The sequence below is a fragment of the Anabaena sp. WA102 genome (genome assembly GCF_001277295.1).
Lineage (GTDB): Bacteria > Cyanobacteriota > Cyanobacteriia > Cyanobacteriales > Nostocaceae > Dolichospermum > Dolichospermum heterosporum.
Window position 1 is genome coordinate 4276495 of the sequence record NZ_CP011456.1, and the last position, 15232, is coordinate 4291726.

A 15232-nucleotide genomic window follows, 5' to 3' on the forward strand; every position below is an offset into this window, starting at 1 on the left:
CTAACTTCTTTTTTTCGTCTTTCTCCTCCCGTGAACTGTCAGTCCGTGATCACCTAGTAAATTTGATCCTCTCTATCTTGGATCTGTTTTAAAGAGTCAAAATACTCAACAATGGGGCTTTTAATTGATTGATCTATTTTTCCAGTATCTCTAATGGATTCAATCATCCTGTAAGCATTTCTAATATTTTTTCTGAATTTATCAATTTCAGCTTGACGAGTAACAGGATTATTTATATCAAAGATATCTTCCAAGCCAACAAAAGTAGCCACTGTATGAACAATAACCTCATGATCCAGAAAAAAGCTTTCAGAATCAGTCAACTCAGCAATTTCTAACCCGACATGAAAAGCAATTGCTTGCTTAATTTCATTTGATAATTCTTCTGTTGCAAACAGATCACCAATTATGCCTGAAGCTTTTTTTACTGCATAATATAACTTCTGATAAGCCTCTATCTGTTTATCAAGTAAATTATCCGAAACGACAGATTTAGGAACTTTACCCTCAATCTCAAGAGTTGCTGTTTTTTCAGCTACTTGCTTCCAGCCACTTAGCACTTCCAGAGTGTAGCGATTTCGGTCATTGTCTACAAGTTTGGCACAATTTTGACACAACCAAACTCCATTATCTATTGACTTGCGCTGTTCAGAAGACAGTGATTTATCATAACGAGGACCTCCTGATGATGCTGCTGTAATGTGTGCAGCAACGCCAACATTGACTGCCTTCATTACATCTTCGTGAGGACCACTAGTAAGCTTACGGCAGGAAGGGTTAGAACAGCGATAACCAACACGTTTTGCAAGTAAATCTTTAGTTTTTGGAGAAAAATCGTCGCGTAAATCCATCCAGAAGAGTCTCCAGTAAATTTCATTAGAACAGGCAGCCTATGGAATTGCTTTTTTGATTATACAAGAACTTACGGATTATACCGTTATTGAACGCTCTCGCAAAGGCAGTAATGTAGGAATTTCCTTTGGATAATCAGCAATTAAATCAGCTTTATGATTTTCCAATTCCTCCCTACTTCCATAACCATAAGTCACACCGATTGAAGCAATATTATTTTTCTTAGCTCCGATGATATCATGTAGGCGATCTGCGTACAGCAGCATTTCGAGATTCCTACGGAGCTTCGCTATTGCACTTTCTATACAGTTATCGAACGCTTACGATATTCCTTACACGATCACAGCCAAGATATTACTATAATAGAAACATCAATCTTCACAGTTAACTGTAATGACTATCAAAGAGTTACTCTTACAAGAAATTGACAACACCCCCAACGAACTCCTAGAGGATCTGCTGAGTTTTTTACAATCACTGAAAACAACCTCAAAACAGCCTCTAAGTACATATCAAGAACTCTTAGAACGAATTGATTACTTAGAAACAATAGTAGGTATTCGTAAAGGACTAGATGAATTTAAGCAAGGTGAAGGAATACCAGCGGATCAAGCTTTAGCAACCCTAAAAAACAAATTTAATATTCCTCCTCGCTCATGAATTACCAAGTTATTATTCAACCTACAGCTTTTCAAGAAATAGAAACTGCTTATCGTTGGATGTGCGATAATCTGAGTCCTGAAGTAGCAAACAATTGGTACTATGAACTTGAAGATGCTATAGCATCATTAAAAAAATTTCCTAATCGCTGTACCATAGCACCAGAAGCAAAAGTAATTGGTGGTGAAGTTCGTCAACTCTGGATTGGAAAACAAAGAAAATATCGAGTTTTGTTTGTAGTCGAAGAAGATATTATCGCCATTATTCATGTTCGTAATAGTCGCCAATCTTATTTAAGTGAAGAGTCATAATGATGTTTATTAGCCATAGTATAATTTTCTGTAAGTATCGCTTTTAATAGTGATCAGAGTTGAGCGATCAAATCAAAGGTAGTAATGTAGGAATCTCATCTGGAAAATCAGCAATTAAATCAGCTTTATGAGTTTCCAATTCTTCCCTACTTCCATAGCCATAAGTCACACCAATTGAAGCAATATTATTTTTCTTAGCTCCGATGATATCATGTAAGCGATCGCCTACCATAACTACAGTAGAAGGTAAAAGACTTTCCCTCTCTATAATGTAGGAAATTAAATCACCTTTCACACTTCTATTACCATCTAATTCACTACCATAAACACCATCAAAAAAAGGTGCTAAATCAAAATATTCAATAATGCGTGTAGCATAAATTTGAGGTTTAGAAGTTGCTACAAAAGTCTGATAACCAGCAGCACGAATAGTTTTTAGAGTTTCGGGAATTAGCGGATAAAGAGAATTTTCAAATAACCCAATCGTAGAAAAGCGACTACGATATAGTAAAATTGCTTTCTCCAGTAATGTGTCATCAGCGGTTTGCAATAACTGGGAAAAACTGCTTTTCAGTGGTGGTCCAATACACCAAAGCAATTCATTAGCATCTGGTGGTTTATAACCAAGTTCCGATAAAGCATACTGAATACAGCGAGTAATCCCCTGTTTAGGATCAGTGAGAGTTCCATCTAGGTCAAAAAGGACTGTGTGAGAAAGCATTTTTGTAAGTTCAAATAGTTTTTAACCTTTGTAGAAACTCAATATTTAACTGTAGTTTTTCTCCCAACCACAGAGAATTATCTGTATGATCTTTGACATCATCTCCCGTTTCTGGGTGAACCAAAATATCTAAACCTTCTCTATTAAGCATTAACCAAGTCACAACTTCACCAAACTGATGTGGTAAAAAAGCTACTTGATACATGGATTTGGGGTGTGGTCCTACAGGTTGTTCATGCCAACGTCCCAATCTTACATCAAATTTAGCACCTAAACCTTCTCTTACACGAGCAGCCGTTTCACGACTAGCGGTATCAAAGTAAATATGTGCATGAAAACCAGCAATATCAGTATTTGTATTCATAGTTCTTGATTTTACTTCTTATCCTCAAGTATAACTTAACAATTATTTAGATATACTAATCATTAGTCAGCCATAAATTTAGTTAAACCACTTGAATTTTCTTTCTGGTCATGTAATACTACTAAAACAAACACCGATAAGTCGGTCAACAAACTGTAGTTTTTATTTTGTCCCAACCCGTCACGGGTGATGCACAGATAACTGGCAATAGTCATGTCTGCGCTAGTTTTGGTATTAGACATCTGGTGGAAAAGAATGTAGAGACGAGAATCCCTACCCAGGTCACGTCTCTACATCTAAATTATTTAAGATTTGGGTTTTTGATGTCAACAAATTCCCCATACCCCAACACAAATCCTAATTTACAAAGGAACTCCAACATGGCTGACATTAAGATTTATAGTGCGGTTGTTTGTCCTTATGCTCACCGTACCCGCTTGGTACTTCAAGAAAAGGGTATTGATTTCGATTTGATTGAAATTGATTTGCAGAATAAACCAGCAGGTTTTACAAAAGTTTCTCCTTATGGAAAAGTACCTGCAATTACTCATGGAGAAAACCGAGTTTGGGAATCAGCAGTTATTAATGAATATCTGGATGAAGTATTTCCTAACCCACCGCTTTTACCTACCAACCCCATTGCAAAAGCTCAAGCTCGAATTTGGATAGATTTTGCTAATACTAGATTAGTTCCTGCTTTTTCTACTCTATTACGTAGTCCAGATTTTCAAAAGCAAGAGGAAGCTAAACAAGAACTCTACAAACATCTAGAATTTATTGAAAATGAAGGTTTAGGAAAACTTTCGGGAGATGGTCCCTACTGGTTTGGTGAATCTATCAGTTTGGTTGATTTTACCTTTTTCCCCTGGTTTGAAAGATGGGCTGCTCTTAAACATTATCGTGGCTTTGGTATTCCTGCTGAATTCACTCGTTTGAAACAGTGGAAACACGCGCTTAAAGAACGTGAATCAGTGAAAGCGATCGCTCACTCCAAAGAGTTCTATATTGAGCGATATGCTAAATTTGCTGCTCCTGTTCCTGTGGCTGCTTAGTCAAACGCTATATTCAACTATTCCTAAATTGAGAACACAAATTTATGAGTTATCAAAACATAGAAGTTAAACCAATTGCTGGACGTATTGGGGCAAAAATTAAAGGTGTTAATCTAGCTGAAAACCTCAGTGATGAAATCATCAGCGAAATTAGAAAAGCCTTAGTTGAATATAAAGTCATCTTCTTTCGTGGACAAGAACTTGATGCTAATGGACAAGTAGATTTTGCCCGTCGTTTCGGTGAAATCACTACCGCACATCCGACAGTTCCATCACTTCCTGGACATCCAGAAGTATTGGATTTAGATTACAGCCGCACTGTTGCTCGTGCCAATAACTGGCACACCGATGTCACATTTGTAGATCGTCCGCCCCTTGGCTCGGTCTTGCGGGCGTTGGTAATTCCGTCAGCGGGAGGGGATACTATTTGGGCAAATTCGGTGACTGCATACCAAGATTTACCGGAGCATTTGCGTAATTTAGCTGACAAACTCTGGGCTGTACATAGCAATACTTATGATTATGCCACAGCCTTTGATATACCTGAAGAAGTGAAATCTTACCGAGATGTGTTTACTTCAACGGTGTATGAAACCCTGCATCCAGTGGTGAGAATTCACCCTGAATCTGGGGAAAAGGGCTTGTTTATTGGTGGTTTTGTGCGGCAAATTCGCGGTTTATCTCCAACTGAATCAGGGGATATTATTCGCTTGTTGCAATCTTATATTACACGACCTGAGAATACCGTGCGTTGGCGCTGGAAAGTCGGTGATGTGGCTTTTTGGGATAACCGTGCTACTCAACATTATGCCATTGACGACTATGGAGATCAACCCCGTCGTGTGCAGCGTGTAACCATTGCTGGTGATCTTCCTTTAGGTATTGACGGTAAGTATAGTCAAGTAATTAAAGGAGATTCTTCGGCATATATTCCCAATCTTGTAGCAGCTTAATCACAGGCTAACTTTAGAGGGTGTGTTACCGCAAAAGGTAATACACCATTTTGATCATGAATTTGATAATTTAAGGAGTTGGATTTTATGGCTTTAACACCTTCGACAATGTTACCTTTGGGAACTTTAGCACCTAAATTTAATCTCCCAGATGTGGTTTCAGGTAAAACGATTTCATTGGCAAACTTTGCTGATAAAAAAGTATTAGTAGTTATATTTGTTAGTCGTCATTGTCCTTTTGTGCAACATATCAAATTTGAATTAGCAAAATTAGGACAAGATTACAAAAATAGAAATGTGGGTTTTTTAGCAATTAGTTCTAATGATATTAATACTCATCCTCATGATGCACCAGAATTACTTAAAGATTTTGCTCAAGAATTAGATTTATCTTATTCTTTACTTTATGATGAAAGTCAAAAAGCGGCTAAAGATTTTTTTGCAGCTTGTACTCCTGACTTTTTTGTATTTAATGCTAATAGAAAGCTGGCTTATCGAGGACAATTAGATGATAGTCGTCCAAAAAATGATTTACCTGTGACTGGACAAGATTTACGGAAAGCGATTAATTATGTTTTAGCAGATCAGGAAATTATTTGGCAGCAAAAGCCGAGTATTGGTTGTAATATCAAATGGAAAGCGGGGAATGAGCCGGTTTATTATAAAGTTCCGGTGACGGTTGGGTAGTTAGGGATTTTATGGATAAAAAGTGAAACTTTACCAATACCTGCTGATATTACTGTTATTTTTCTGTAGGATATTTTATCAGTAACCTAAATACCCAAAAACTTAAATGATCAGCCGCATTTTTCGGGTCAGAGTTCCATTGCAATTTCATCAAGAATTTGAGTCAAAATTCCTGAAGGTATCAATCCCACTTGTTAAGTCATATCAAGGTTTGGTGTCTGTCACTATTGGCAGACCAACAAAATGGGCAACCGAAGAATATGTGATGATTTCAATTTGGGAAAATGAGCAATTTGTCGAAGATTTTGCTGGCGAAAATTGGCATCAAGCAGTTATTCCAGAAGGAATGGAAAAGTATATAACTGAATGTTGGGTTCATCATTATGAAAACTTCGGTTCAGAATCGTCTTTTCAGTTTCCATAAATCAATTTCTCTCATGAGATTTCCTAGATAATCTAATCTATATCTTGTCTGAATCAGGATGTCCAGGATTAACAGGATGAAAAAATTAAATCCTGTAAATCCTCAAATCCTAGAAATCCTGATTCTGACAATTAATCCTCATGCAACGCCCCTAACTTCCTAATCTCCGGCCAAATCGCCGCCGTCGCAGCTACCACTAAAATCGTCCCAATACCCCCGCCAACCACAGACAACACCGGACCAAATAAAGCCGCTAACGAACTCAACACAATTTTCTTCTTTGTCAGAAAATGGCCAGATTCTAGATTGTTCAATGGGAAGAGGAGTAATCAGCTTTTTTCCCATAAGATATGAAAATGATTTATAATCTTCTTTGAAAGAAAAATTTTCATAATCTGCTCGAATTGAATAATGAGTTAAATCATCTTGGTGATCTAAGCTTAATTGCTTTTATTTATACTCGCAATCCACTACGCGAAATCCTCGACATTTTCAACAAGACACCTAACCCACAGCATATTCTGTAAACTTCCTCATAAAAGGAGACTGAAAACCCAAGACAATATCTTCCTTTGGAACTCCCACAGCAACTAAATTTTCTGCAATATCATCTTCAGTACCATTCCATTGCAGCCAAATTTTTTCACCTTTAATATCAATATGAATAATACAACTATGTACCCATTCTTGACCTTCCCAACCTACATGAACTATTTGATAGTGGTCACGTTGTGTATCAAAAATTGTCTCAACTTCTATATTCCCGTTAGCAGGTTTTTGTTCGCTATATTCTTGTAAAATCTGCTGTACAAGCTGGCGATATCTAGTTAGTTTATCCATTCTGCAATCACCTCATGCTCTACATCATAAATAATCATTTTGACTTGATTCTCTTCAATCATATCTCTAGGAAAATCAAGATTAAAAAATGTCTTATAAGTTGTTAAAGGTACTGCTAAATACAAAACACGATCTGGCTGTCGTCTTCTTAATGCACCTCGATAATTAATAAACTGTCCTAACGCTGTATGAAATTCCGAAATTGCAGACGACCTCTCCAAAAAACTTTTGATTTCAACAGCAATTTTTTCTCCTTCTCTTTCTGCCGCAATCAATTTTTCTGCGGCTAAATCAATAGACAGATTTACCCCGCCTACACTAATTGATAGGGGATCGTGAGTAATCTGCCAACCGTCCTTCTGTAGAGCTTTTTTGACAACTTCATGAAAGACATCTTTAGCCGACATACTGAATCCCTAATTATATTTCCAACTTTTATCTTACCTCATTTCTTCCTCTCTGTGACTCTGCGCCTCTGCGTGAGACTCATTCCTTTATAAATCCTCATGCAACTCCCCCAACTTCCTAATCTCCGGCCAAATTGCGGCTGTTGCCACCACCACCAAAATCGTCCCAATACCACCACCAACAACAGAAAACACCGGACCAAATAAAGCCGCAGTCAAACCAGACTCAAAACCACCCAACTCATTAGAAGCACTAATAAACACACTATTAATGGCCGCAACACGACCCCGTAAATGGTCGGGAGTGCGAATTTGCACCAAAGTATGACGAATCACCACGCTAATGCTGTCTAACGCCCCGCTAAATGCCAACATCAACAACGACAACCATGTCCAACGAGACAGTCCAAAAATAATTGTCACAATCCCAAACCCGACAACCGACCAAAGAAGGGCTGGTCCAGCTTTGCGGATAGGTGGTAAATATACTAACAATGCTGCCATAATCAACGCACCTATTGATGGGGCTGCTTGTAAATAGCCCAATTCCACCGGACCAACGTGCAGAATATCTTTGGCAAAAACGGGTAATAATGCCACTGCACCACCCAGCAAAACAGCAAATAAATCTAGAGTGATAGCTGCGAGAATGAGTTGATTATTCCAAACAAATTCAGCCCCAGCAGCTAGAGTTTTCAGGGATATTGGTTCTTTTTTAAAGTCGGTTTTTTGGGGTTTAATGGCTGCGGTGAGGAAAAAACATGATAGTGCTGCGATCGCTGCTAATATATATACTCCTGTCGCACTCTTGAACAGAGCAATACTCAATCCTCCCAAAGCTGGCCCAATGACCGACGCTAATTGAAAACTACTACTATTCCAAGTCGCTGCATTAGTAAAAGCACTGGTAGGTATTAACTGCCACATCAGCGCATCACCAGCAGGTTTGAGAAATGCCCTGGCTACACCTGTTAATAATAAGCAAGCATAAATTAGAAAAACTGCACCTTGATAATAGGAAATAGCCGCTAAAGTTAGAGAACAAAACATTAATAGCAGCATTGCAAATAAAGTAATCTTTTTTCGGTCATTTTTATCAGCAACGTGTCCCGTAATCAAAGTTAGGGCAATCATTGGTAAAACCTGCGCCAGCCCGATGCCCCCTAAGGCCATCGCTGAATCTGTTCGCTCATATAGCTCCCAGCCCAGCGCTACCGTCTGCATTTGTCCCCCTGTGAAGAGGACTACACGCCCAATGGTAAATAGCCGATAATCTCGAAATCTCATGGCTGCCAAAGGATCGTGTTGTGCAGCCTTACTGTTATGGTGAGTTGGTTTCTGTTTGCTCGAAGACATTTTTTAGTAGAGTCAAGCCTGATTCAATATGTGATACTTGCTCTGGTGTCAAACCTTCTAGAATTTCCGCAATTTCCCCGCGAGTTTTTTCCTGGGATTGCTCTAAAAGCAGTTTTCCCTCTCTCGTCAAATTCAGGACTACTCGTCGTCGTTCTTGAGGATTATCTGTCCGTTGCACCAGATTTCGTTGGACTAATTTTTCTATAGTTGTGGATGCTGTAGCACAGGTGACTCCGAGATGATCTGCTACCTCAGACAAGGAAGCACCAGGATTGCGATTCAGAAATGCAAGCGATCGCAATTGTGGTATAGATAAAGAGTCAGAACTGTGCGATCGCATTTCGGTTCGGATAAACCGCATCAATAAGGGGACAGTTTCCATCACCCTAGCGGCACATTCTTCAGAGGGTTTATCCAAACTCATAATATCTATCATTTTTCTCTAGATTACAGGAATGCCCGGTAAGCGTAAAGCTCAGAGGCTTTAGAGAAAGAGATATAAGCGGCTCGTGAGATTTTAATCCCCGTCATCAATTTCTATTTTCTCTTGCCATAATTTAGCATTTTATGGATAATGTTACCTATACAGGAAGGGTAATTAACCTGTCTAAAAACCCGATTGCTGCCTAAACCGCAGACACTGTACCTTGACAATTAAATCTATTGGGTTCTATTACATTGTTCTAGCTTCCTCCTGGTAATAGGTAAAAGATTTACAGGTGCTAGGCACTCAGGATTTTGAAGCGCATTTGCTTCAACAAAAAAAGAACTTGCCGTAAGGCAACTAGGGTAGGGCATACCCGAAGTCGCTTGGGGAGAACCCCACCTCTGTTTTAGAGAACGCAAGGAATCTAAATTAAGTGGTTTCGATGAACCAAGAATCTCACCGGCTTTAGCCAGTGAGAGTGTCAAATCGCCACCTGTGGATAAAGTCGGCCACAGATGTAGGTTAAACCTATTAATGTTAGCAAGAGAATTGTACAATCTAACCCGAATCCATAAATACTTGAACCATTCGCCAGCATTGCACCCCGTAAAGCATCCACTTCATACGTCAAAGGATTCAAGTGGGAAATGACCTTTAACCAACTTGGCATCAATGAAATAGGATAGATGGCATTACTGGCAAAAAACAACGGCATGGTGATTAATTGCCCAATACCCGTAAATCTTTCCCGCGATTTCACCAAACAGCCGATGATTAAGGAAAAAGTGCAAAAACAAGCTGCTCCCAAAAATATGACTAGCACAACTTGCAGGAAAGCCAAAGGATTGAGATTGAGATGTACACCCAGCAAAAACGCTAAAAGGTAAATAAACACCACTTGGGAAAAACAACGAATCCCAGCCGCAAAAGCTTTACCCAAGACAATCGCTGCACGGGGTATGGGTGCAACTAAGAATTTCTGCAAAATCCCTAAATCCCGTTCCCAAATTAATGTCATTCCCCCAGCAAAAATAGCAACAAACAGCGCACTCTGAGCCAAAATACCGGGAGTCATAAAATCCAAGTAAGGTAAATTACCTGTAGGGATAGCACGAGTCCGAGTAAATACTTGCCCAAATATCAGCAGCCATAAAGCCGGTTGTACAGCCCGAATCACTAAATCACTAGGATCATGGCGAAGTTTCCGCACTTCCAATTCAGTAATTACCAGGGTTTTAGTAAATAGTTCTTTAATATTAGAAAAAATCCCTTTGGGGCGATTATATCTAGGTTCAGCCCAACCGTTGAGTGGTACGTCTGGTTCTTGCAGTCTCACGATAACTCACTCCTGATACTAATTGATTTCCTGCGTAGTGGATGAAGACATCATCTAAGGTTGCTTCTGGTTTCCCAATAGCGGCTTTTAAATCTGACGGTGAACCGGTGATAATTTCTTTACCCTGATTCATAATCACGACTCGATTACAAAGATGATCCGCTTCCTCTAAAAAGTGGGTAGTTAAAAAGATGGTTGTACCGTACTCAACACGAAGTTGTTGTACAAGTTGCCATACTTGGGTTCTTGCAACTGGATCTAATCCGACTGTTGGCTCATCTAGAAATAAGATTTGGGGTTGATGTAAAATGGCTTGAGCAATTTCCAGTTTCCGAATCATTCCCCCAGAAAAAGTTCTCACTAACTGATGTGCTACATCCTCCAAACCCATGAATTCCAGCACTTCAGCGATTTGCTGTTTTCTGCGTCGAGGAGGAATATCATACAATTTAGAGAATATTAACAGATTTTCATAACCTGTTAAAGTCCCATCTGCTGATAAAGCCTGGGGTACATAACCTATTACTCTTCTCACTGCATCAGGTTGACGAGTCACATCATAACCGGCTAAGTATGCTTTCCCGCTACTGACTGGTAGCAAGGTAGTTAACATCTTAATTACTGTACTTTTTCCCGCACCATTGGGACCAAGTAAACCAAAAACTTCTCCTGATGCTACGGAGATATTTAAAGTATCAACGGCTGTTGATTTTTCAAAGCGGCGCGTCAGTTCCAAGGTTTGTAATATTACCGATTTTGGAACTTGTGCAGGTATTTCCGCAGATTCTATTCTTCCCGTAAGTTTCGTCACGAGTCGGATTTACTTCCTTGTTCAAATAATTAGACTATCTAAATATTAGTTTGACATATTTTTTCTAAAAGTCAAGACCAAGGATTAATGATGACAACTCCAGCACCAGCAAAATCTTTTTCGTTACGAGTAAAGGAGGGTCATGGAGTGAATGTACCACGGGGTAGACTGCGATCGCGGTTCAAGTCCAGTTCTTCAGTTAGTGCAGTCAAGGGGGATTGACGGAAAAATTCTGAGATTTTAGTAGTCTCAATCAGAGCAGTTTCCTCTTTTGTCAGTTCTAAAAACTCGGAAACATTTCCAACTTTCCAGCCCTTTTGTTCTAGACGTTTTCTTTTAGCTTCATCCATAATACTAATCTTGTATATCTTCATCGTACTTGCTTAGTCGTTTGTTTATCATTTTTGTCCATGTCAGTTTTTATATCATATTGAATATATTTTTAGTTAGGGCTTGCTGAAAAAGTGAGTCCAATAAGTTCATAAATTGCAGCAACTATTAGTAAAATAGTTCTAGTTTCCTTATACATAAACTCAAAGAAGGTAAATAATATGTTGATTGAGCGCAAAACTAAAGATGGAATCACATACTTATATCTTATGGAAGAACGCTACAACGAAGAAAAGAAGTGTTTTGAGAAAAAAAGGATTAAATCTCTGGGGGTAGAAGAGTCAGCTACTATTGGCAAAATGACAAAGGAGTTTGCAGTGGTCTGGGGAAAGGAAAGGACGCTAGGAAATGCTGTCCCATTTAGCGAAACTGTTATAGGGCAATTTCCACCAGCAGAAAGCGATGAAGGCGTAATTTTACCATGCGATATTGTGAACTGCGGCAAATTTCGCAATGGAGCGCAGCGTTGGTGGTGTCGCACTCATCAGGTTCACTGGGGAACTAAAGCAGATTTGCTACAAGCTGCGCGAGAGGGTGAAGAGGGCATCAAATGTGCAAATGCAAAACAGCCGATGGATTATACCAAGAAACCTTTGGTGATTGATCCTGGTGATTATGAAGGGGGAATTGGTATTTGGGCAGCTTTACCAACAGCAATTAACACTACAGACGAGATGGACATTGATAAGGTCAAAATTCACGTCCATGCACGCCCCAAAATAGGTGGTAAAAAGACTATTGATACTAATTATCCAGCAGTGGTAATAACAGCAAATGATATATTACCCTTACTTGGTGTTATGGAGGATAAAAAAAGAGTTGTTATTGCTCCACCAGCAGCACTAGCATATCTAGAAGCATTGATTAATAATCTTCCTTTAGGCATACTTAACTGTAACAAATGCCATCACCCACATTTAGACTTAGGTGATTTTGCAAAGAACCCTCATAAAAAACATTTTTGTGGCAACTGCGGTGTTGATTCTAATTGGTCAAAAGAACCAATGATCAGCAGTCCAATTAAGGAATTAGTAGATAAATTTACACAAAATACTAACTTTGTCAATAGCGATCGTATCCTTGATCTTAGAGATTATCAAGATCATCAGCTAAAAGTTTGGGCTTCAACACCAGCTATTCTCTGGACTAGCAATCAACCCCAAGAAATGGGTATTCATGTTCACATTTATCAAGGGGGTAGAAAAATTATTGATGATACTTTTTGTCAAGTTACCGGGTTAGATGGTTCATTGTTGGAGAGAGACAAACTAATTTCAGTAATGCTAGATAAACTCAAAAATAATGTTGAGAATTGAGAATTTATATCCTATCTTTCTTCAAAATATCCCTCACCCAAGAGTTACTATTCACTTGCCTAAAACAAATATACTAGATCAAGAAGCAATCAAAAAATTTGCCCAATACCGGAATGATATTCTAAACCAGTTAAAAGGAGTGATTCGTCATCATGGTTAGAGATATTCAGTTTAGTGACCTAGAACAGTTGCTTTTCAAGATAGGTTTTACTAAAGTACCAACAACAGGTTCTCAGCAAATCTATCAATATCCATTGTCAGGAACTTTGGTCATTTTACCAGCTTACGAACAACGGGCTTATGTTCAACCTGTGCATTTGGTAGCTGTACGTCGAGTATTGGCAGAAAATGGGTTAATAAATAGCAATTCTTTCGACAGTTTTTTAGGAAAGGTTGCAAGCTAAAGTATTACCTGTAATTACAATGTATAAATATTATCTAAAATCTCCTTTATCCAAGTTTCCTGTTCAGAAGATAAAGCAGGTTTTAGAATTTGTGCATAATCAATTGCTAAATGCTACATAATAGAATTCCAAATTATTTCCCAGATTTTACTCAAAATTCAAATTTAATGACTAGGTTTATACATGATAAATTCGCTAAAGACTATCTAGAAGAATTATTAAAAGATTACGGAGAAGTCAAAGCATCAGAAAAAGTCTCAGGAGAAATTAAAGAAATAGATGTTTTATTCACACCTGCTAAACAACAAACTTCTAAATTACAAATACTGGGCTTACTAGGAAGACTTGCCGAAAATCCTGCAATAATAGAACCATACCGCAATCCAGCTTCTAGCGATGAAATCTGCGACTGTATTCTCAAGTTATTAGAAGTCAAGGCTTCATTGCGACGAGAAGCCAAAGCCAATAAAATCAAACTTCAGGAGTCAGAAATTCCTAAATTGTGGATTTTAACCCCCACCATATCTGAAACTCGTTTATCTAGCTTTGGAACTATCCAAAAAGAAGATTGGTTATCGGGAGTACATTTTTTAGCAGATGCCTTGCGAACAGCAATTGTGGCAATACACCAACTACCACAAACACAGGAGACTTTATGGTTGAGGCTTTTGGGTAGGGGAAGCGTACAATCACAAGCAATTATCGAGTTGCAGGCGTTACCATTAGATCACCCTTACCAAAAAGCCACCCTGGAATTAGTTTACAACTTGCGCGAAAATTTGAGAGTAAATCAAGAACTAGAAACAGATGATAGGGAGTTAATTATGCGATTAGAACCATTTTATCAAAGAGATAGAGAACAAGCTAAAGAAGAAGGAAGACAAGAAGGAAGACAAGAAGGAAAGCAAGAAGGAAAGCAAGAAGGAGAAAAAAACTTAATACTGCGTCTACTACATCGTCGGATTGGGGAAATTGATGCGTTATTAATCGAGCGAATTACAGGATTATCAATTGAACAGTTAGAAAATTTAGGAGAGGCATTATTAGACTTTTCTAGTGTTGCTGATTTAGAAGCTTGGTTAACCCAACACTCAATTTAATTCATTTTGATTATTAGGGAGTTAATTATGCAATTAGAACCATTTTTCAAACAACCTATACTTGTCATAATCTAAAAACATTAAATCAGGTAGGTTGGGTTGACGTTAGGAAACCCAACACTTACAGACTTTTGTTGGGTTGCGCTGTCGCTTAACCCAACCTACAAAAACTCTTAACTAAACAGTATTGTAATCATTAGTGACTTCCACTTGCTAAAATGAAGGGGTATAATTCAATAGAAAAACCTATTTAAAATATCAAATCCTAAAAACATGAACAACTTTAAAACTCTTTGTAAAACCCTAGCTATTAGTACAGGAATCTTTTTGTTATCTGTGCCTACTACCTACGGGATACCACCAAAACCCTTGTTAACTGCCAAAACAACCTATAATCAAACAGGTTCTTGGGACGCAACTTATTATTTCAAAATCAAATTACCAGAATCTCTGGCTAATTGGCAACTGCAACAGGTTGTTTTAACACAAATAGAAGGTGTAGAAAATATTAAATTCAATCAGAAAGACAGTTTTGCTTTCATAGAAGCAAGTGGACAAAAAGAAAAGCTAGGTATTACCCTAACAAAGAGTTCAACTCAACCACAAACTATCATTGCTACTTTTGATAAACCAGTTTCTGCAAATCAAACAATTATTATCGGTTTAAAACCTTTTTATAATCCCACCAGCGAAGGTATTTATCTATTTCGAGTTCATGTTATTTCCTCTGGTGAGAAAACGAATGATTTAGTTGTGGGAACTGCCCGGTTGCAATTTTACAATGATTTTGATAATCACCTATTTTATCAAAGGTAAAGTGT

At 38.3% G+C, this 15232-nt stretch carries 23 protein-coding genes; 10 read left to right on the plus strand and 13 right to left on the minus strand.

The genetic code is table 11. The features are described from left to right. Nucleotides 1-53 precede the first annotated feature (53 nt). Both AA650_RS18705 and AA650_RS18710 read right to left on the minus strand, forming a co-directional pair. Nucleotides 54-851, minus strand: a complete 798-nt coding sequence (locus tag AA650_RS18705) for a hypothetical protein (protein ID WP_053540169.1) — start codon at nt 849-851, stop codon at nt 54-56. 78 nt (nt 852-929) lie between these two features. Beyond that, entirely contained in the window at nt 930-1157 is a 228-nt protein-coding gene (locus AA650_RS18710) for an HAD hydrolase-like protein (protein WP_335337451.1), read from the minus strand. Between the two features lie 88 nt (nt 1158-1245). On the opposite strand from AA650_RS18710, the gene AA650_RS18715 reads away from it, so the two are divergent. Together AA650_RS18715 and AA650_RS18720 are read left to right on the plus strand one after the other, a co-directional pair. Further along, nucleotides 1246-1512 (plus strand): hypothetical protein, encoded by a 267-nt coding sequence (locus tag AA650_RS18715; protein ID WP_053540171.1) that lies wholly within the window; start codon nt 1246-1248, stop codon nt 1510-1512. Next, complete coding sequence (locus AA650_RS18720) at nt 1509-1823, plus strand: type II toxin-antitoxin system RelE/ParE family toxin (RefSeq protein ID WP_053540172.1); 315 nt, start codon at nt 1509-1511, stop codon at nt 1821-1823. The genes AA650_RS18715 and AA650_RS18720 overlap by 4 nt, the downstream gene beginning before the upstream one ends. A gap of 67 nt (nt 1824-1890) precedes the next feature. Here the strand turns inward: AA650_RS18720 and AA650_RS18725 are convergent, their stop codons facing one another. The 3 genes from AA650_RS18725 to AA650_RS18735 form a co-directional block, all read right to left on the minus strand. Beyond that, nucleotides 1891-2544: an HAD family hydrolase gene (locus AA650_RS18725; RefSeq protein ID WP_053540173.1), complete on the minus strand. Its 654-nt coding sequence runs from the start codon at nt 2542-2544 to the stop codon at nt 1891-1893. A 10-nt stretch (nt 2545-2554) separates the two neighbouring features. Continuing rightward, a complete protein-coding gene (locus AA650_RS18730; protein WP_053540174.1) occupies nt 2555-2908 on the minus strand; it encodes a DOPA 4,5-dioxygenase family protein in 354 nt (117 codons plus the stop codon). Between the two features lie 62 nt (nt 2909-2970). Then, nucleotides 2971-3150, minus strand: coding sequence for a hypothetical protein (locus AA650_RS18735; RefSeq protein WP_053540175.1), 180 nt, complete (start codon nt 3148-3150; stop codon nt 2971-2973). Nucleotides 3151-3288: 138 nt separating this feature from the next. On the opposite strand from AA650_RS18735, the gene AA650_RS18740 reads away from it, so the two are divergent. From AA650_RS18740 to AA650_RS18755, 4 genes are all read left to right on the plus strand, one after another. Then, nucleotides 3289-3960 (plus strand): glutathione S-transferase family protein, encoded by a 672-nt coding sequence (locus AA650_RS18740; RefSeq protein ID WP_053540176.1) that lies wholly within the window; start codon nt 3289-3291, stop codon nt 3958-3960. Between the two features lie 44 nt (nt 3961-4004). Next, a complete protein-coding gene (locus AA650_RS18745) occupies nt 4005-4913 on the plus strand; it encodes a TauD/TfdA dioxygenase family protein (RefSeq protein ID WP_053540177.1) in 909 nt (302 codons plus the stop codon). Nucleotides 4914-5000: 87 nt separating this feature from the next. Beyond that, on the plus strand, nt 5001-5600 hold the full coding sequence (locus AA650_RS18750; protein WP_053540178.1) for a thioredoxin family protein: 600 nt from the start codon (nt 5001-5003) through the stop codon (nt 5598-5600). 106 nt (nt 5601-5706) lie between these two features. After that, the gene (locus AA650_RS18755) at nt 5707-6024 is read left to right on the plus strand and encodes an antibiotic biosynthesis monooxygenase family protein (protein WP_053540179.1); all 318 of its coding nucleotides are present in this window, start codon (nt 5707-5709) and stop codon (nt 6022-6024) included. Nucleotides 6025-6155: 131 nt separating this feature from the next. Here AA650_RS18755 and AA650_RS28170 read toward each other — a convergent pair whose 3' ends face one another. The 8 genes from AA650_RS28170 to AA650_RS28795 all read right to left on the minus strand — a co-directional run bounded on the left by AA650_RS28170 (nt 6156) and on the right by AA650_RS28795 (nt 11551). Then, nucleotides 6156-6293: a hypothetical protein gene (locus tag AA650_RS28170; protein WP_199924297.1), complete on the minus strand. Its 138-nt coding sequence runs from the start codon at nt 6291-6293 to the stop codon at nt 6156-6158. 235 nt (nt 6294-6528) lie between these two features. Then, on the minus strand, nt 6529-6864 hold the full coding sequence (locus AA650_RS18765) for a XisI protein (protein ID WP_053540181.1): 336 nt from the start codon (nt 6862-6864) through the stop codon (nt 6529-6531). After that, nucleotides 6852-7271 (minus strand): XisH family protein, encoded by a 420-nt coding sequence (locus AA650_RS18770; protein ID WP_053540182.1) that lies wholly within the window; start codon nt 7269-7271, stop codon nt 6852-6854. Before AA650_RS18770 ends, AA650_RS18765 begins: the two co-directional genes overlap by 13 nt. Nucleotides 7272-7358: 87 nt before the next feature. Continuing rightward, nucleotides 7359-8627: an MFS transporter gene (locus AA650_RS18775; RefSeq protein WP_053540183.1), complete on the minus strand. Its 1269-nt coding sequence runs from the start codon at nt 8625-8627 to the stop codon at nt 7359-7361. Beyond that, entirely contained in the window at nt 8593-9051 is a 459-nt protein-coding gene (locus AA650_RS18780; protein ID WP_053541343.1) for a MarR family winged helix-turn-helix transcriptional regulator, read from the minus strand. Before AA650_RS18780 ends, AA650_RS18775 begins: the two co-directional genes overlap by 35 nt. A 484-nt stretch (nt 9052-9535) precedes the next feature. Then, nucleotides 9536-10390 (minus strand): ABC transporter permease, encoded by an 855-nt coding sequence (locus AA650_RS18790; RefSeq protein ID WP_053540185.1) that lies wholly within the window; start codon nt 10388-10390, stop codon nt 9536-9538. Continuing rightward, the gene (locus tag AA650_RS18795) at nt 10347-11201 is read right to left on the minus strand and encodes an ATP-binding cassette domain-containing protein (protein ID WP_053540186.1); all 855 of its coding nucleotides are present in this window, start codon (nt 11199-11201) and stop codon (nt 10347-10349) included. The genes AA650_RS18790 and AA650_RS18795 overlap by 44 nt, the downstream gene beginning before the upstream one ends. Nucleotides 11202-11341: 140 nt before the next feature. Beyond that, nucleotides 11342-11551 carry a hypothetical protein gene (locus AA650_RS28795; protein ID WP_053540187.1) on the minus strand — a complete coding sequence of 70 codons (210 nt, stop codon included), beginning with the start codon at nt 11549-11551 and terminating at the stop codon, nt 11342-11344. Nucleotides 11552-11752: 201 nt separating this feature from the next. Here AA650_RS28795 and AA650_RS18805 point away from each other — a divergent pair, with 201 nt between their 5' ends. The 4 genes from AA650_RS18805 to AA650_RS18820 all read left to right on the plus strand — a co-directional run bounded on the left by AA650_RS18805 (nt 11753) and on the right by AA650_RS18820 (nt 15227). Continuing rightward, nucleotides 11753-12907 (plus strand): hypothetical protein, encoded by a 1155-nt coding sequence (locus tag AA650_RS18805; protein ID WP_053540188.1) that lies wholly within the window; start codon nt 11753-11755, stop codon nt 12905-12907. Between the two features lie 152 nt (nt 12908-13059). Continuing rightward, nucleotides 13060-13311, plus strand: coding sequence for a type II toxin-antitoxin system HicA family toxin (locus tag AA650_RS18810; protein WP_053540189.1), 252 nt, complete (start codon nt 13060-13062; stop codon nt 13309-13311). Nucleotides 13312-13478: 167 nt separating this feature from the next. After that, the gene (locus AA650_RS18815) at nt 13479-14411 is read left to right on the plus strand and encodes a DUF4351 domain-containing protein (RefSeq protein ID WP_053541344.1); all 933 of its coding nucleotides are present in this window, start codon (nt 13479-13481) and stop codon (nt 14409-14411) included. A 273-nt stretch (nt 14412-14684) separates the two neighbouring features. Continuing rightward, nucleotides 14685-15227 (plus strand): DUF2808 domain-containing protein, encoded by a 543-nt coding sequence (locus tag AA650_RS18820; protein ID WP_053540190.1) that lies wholly within the window; start codon nt 14685-14687, stop codon nt 15225-15227. Nucleotides 15228-15232 lie beyond the last annotated feature (5 nt).

What these genes read in the sequence shown, in the direction of transcription:
- AA650_RS18705 (WP_053540169.1), bottom strand. Translation starts at nt 851, where the DNA reads ATGGATTTACGCGACGATTTTTCTCCAAAAACTAAAGATTTACTTGCA.
- AA650_RS18715 (WP_053540171.1), top strand. Translation starts at nt 1,246, where the DNA reads ATGACTATCAAAGAGTTACTCTTACAAGAAATTGACAACACCCCCAAC.
- AA650_RS18720 (WP_053540172.1), top strand. Translation starts at nt 1,509, where the DNA reads ATGAATTACCAAGTTATTATTCAACCTACAGCTTTTCAAGAAATAGAA.
- AA650_RS18725 (WP_053540173.1), bottom strand. Translation starts at nt 2,544, where the DNA reads ATGCTTTCTCACACAGTCCTTTTTGACCTAGATGGAACTCTCACTGAT.
- AA650_RS18730 (WP_053540174.1), bottom strand. Translation starts at nt 2,908, where the DNA reads ATGAATACAAATACTGATATTGCTGGTTTTCATGCACATATTTACTTT.
- AA650_RS18735 (WP_053540175.1), bottom strand. Translation starts at nt 3,150, where the DNA reads ATGTCTAATACCAAAACTAGCGCAGACATGACTATTGCCAGTTATCTG.
- AA650_RS18740 (WP_053540176.1), top strand. Translation starts at nt 3,289, where the DNA reads ATGGCTGACATTAAGATTTATAGTGCGGTTGTTTGTCCTTATGCTCAC.
- AA650_RS18745 (WP_053540177.1), top strand. Translation starts at nt 4,005, where the DNA reads ATGAGTTATCAAAACATAGAAGTTAAACCAATTGCTGGACGTATTGGG.
- AA650_RS18750 (WP_053540178.1), top strand. Translation starts at nt 5,001, where the DNA reads ATGGCTTTAACACCTTCGACAATGTTACCTTTGGGAACTTTAGCACCT.
- AA650_RS18755 (WP_053540179.1), top strand. Translation starts at nt 5,707, where the DNA reads ATGATCAGCCGCATTTTTCGGGTCAGAGTTCCATTGCAATTTCATCAA.
- AA650_RS18765 (WP_053540181.1), bottom strand. Translation starts at nt 6,864, where the DNA reads ATGGATAAACTAACTAGATATCGCCAGCTTGTACAGCAGATTTTACAA.
- AA650_RS18770 (WP_053540182.1), bottom strand. Translation starts at nt 7,271, where the DNA reads ATGTCGGCTAAAGATGTCTTTCATGAAGTTGTCAAAAAAGCTCTACAG.
- AA650_RS18775 (WP_053540183.1), bottom strand. Translation starts at nt 8,627, where the DNA reads ATGTCTTCGAGCAAACAGAAACCAACTCACCATAACAGTAAGGCTGCA.
- AA650_RS18780 (WP_053541343.1), bottom strand. Translation starts at nt 9,051, where the DNA reads ATGAGTTTGGATAAACCCTCTGAAGAATGTGCCGCTAGGGTGATGGAA.
- AA650_RS28795 (WP_053540187.1), bottom strand. Translation starts at nt 11,551, where the DNA reads ATGGATGAAGCTAAAAGAAAACGTCTAGAACAAAAGGGCTGGAAAGTT.
- AA650_RS18805 (WP_053540188.1), top strand. Translation starts at nt 11,753, where the DNA reads ATGTTGATTGAGCGCAAAACTAAAGATGGAATCACATACTTATATCTT.
- AA650_RS18810 (WP_053540189.1), top strand. Translation starts at nt 13,060, where the DNA reads ATGGTTAGAGATATTCAGTTTAGTGACCTAGAACAGTTGCTTTTCAAG.
- AA650_RS18815 (WP_053541344.1), top strand. Translation starts at nt 13,479, where the DNA reads ATGACTAGGTTTATACATGATAAATTCGCTAAAGACTATCTAGAAGAA.
- AA650_RS18820 (WP_053540190.1), top strand. Translation starts at nt 14,685, where the DNA reads ATGAACAACTTTAAAACTCTTTGTAAAACCCTAGCTATTAGTACAGGA.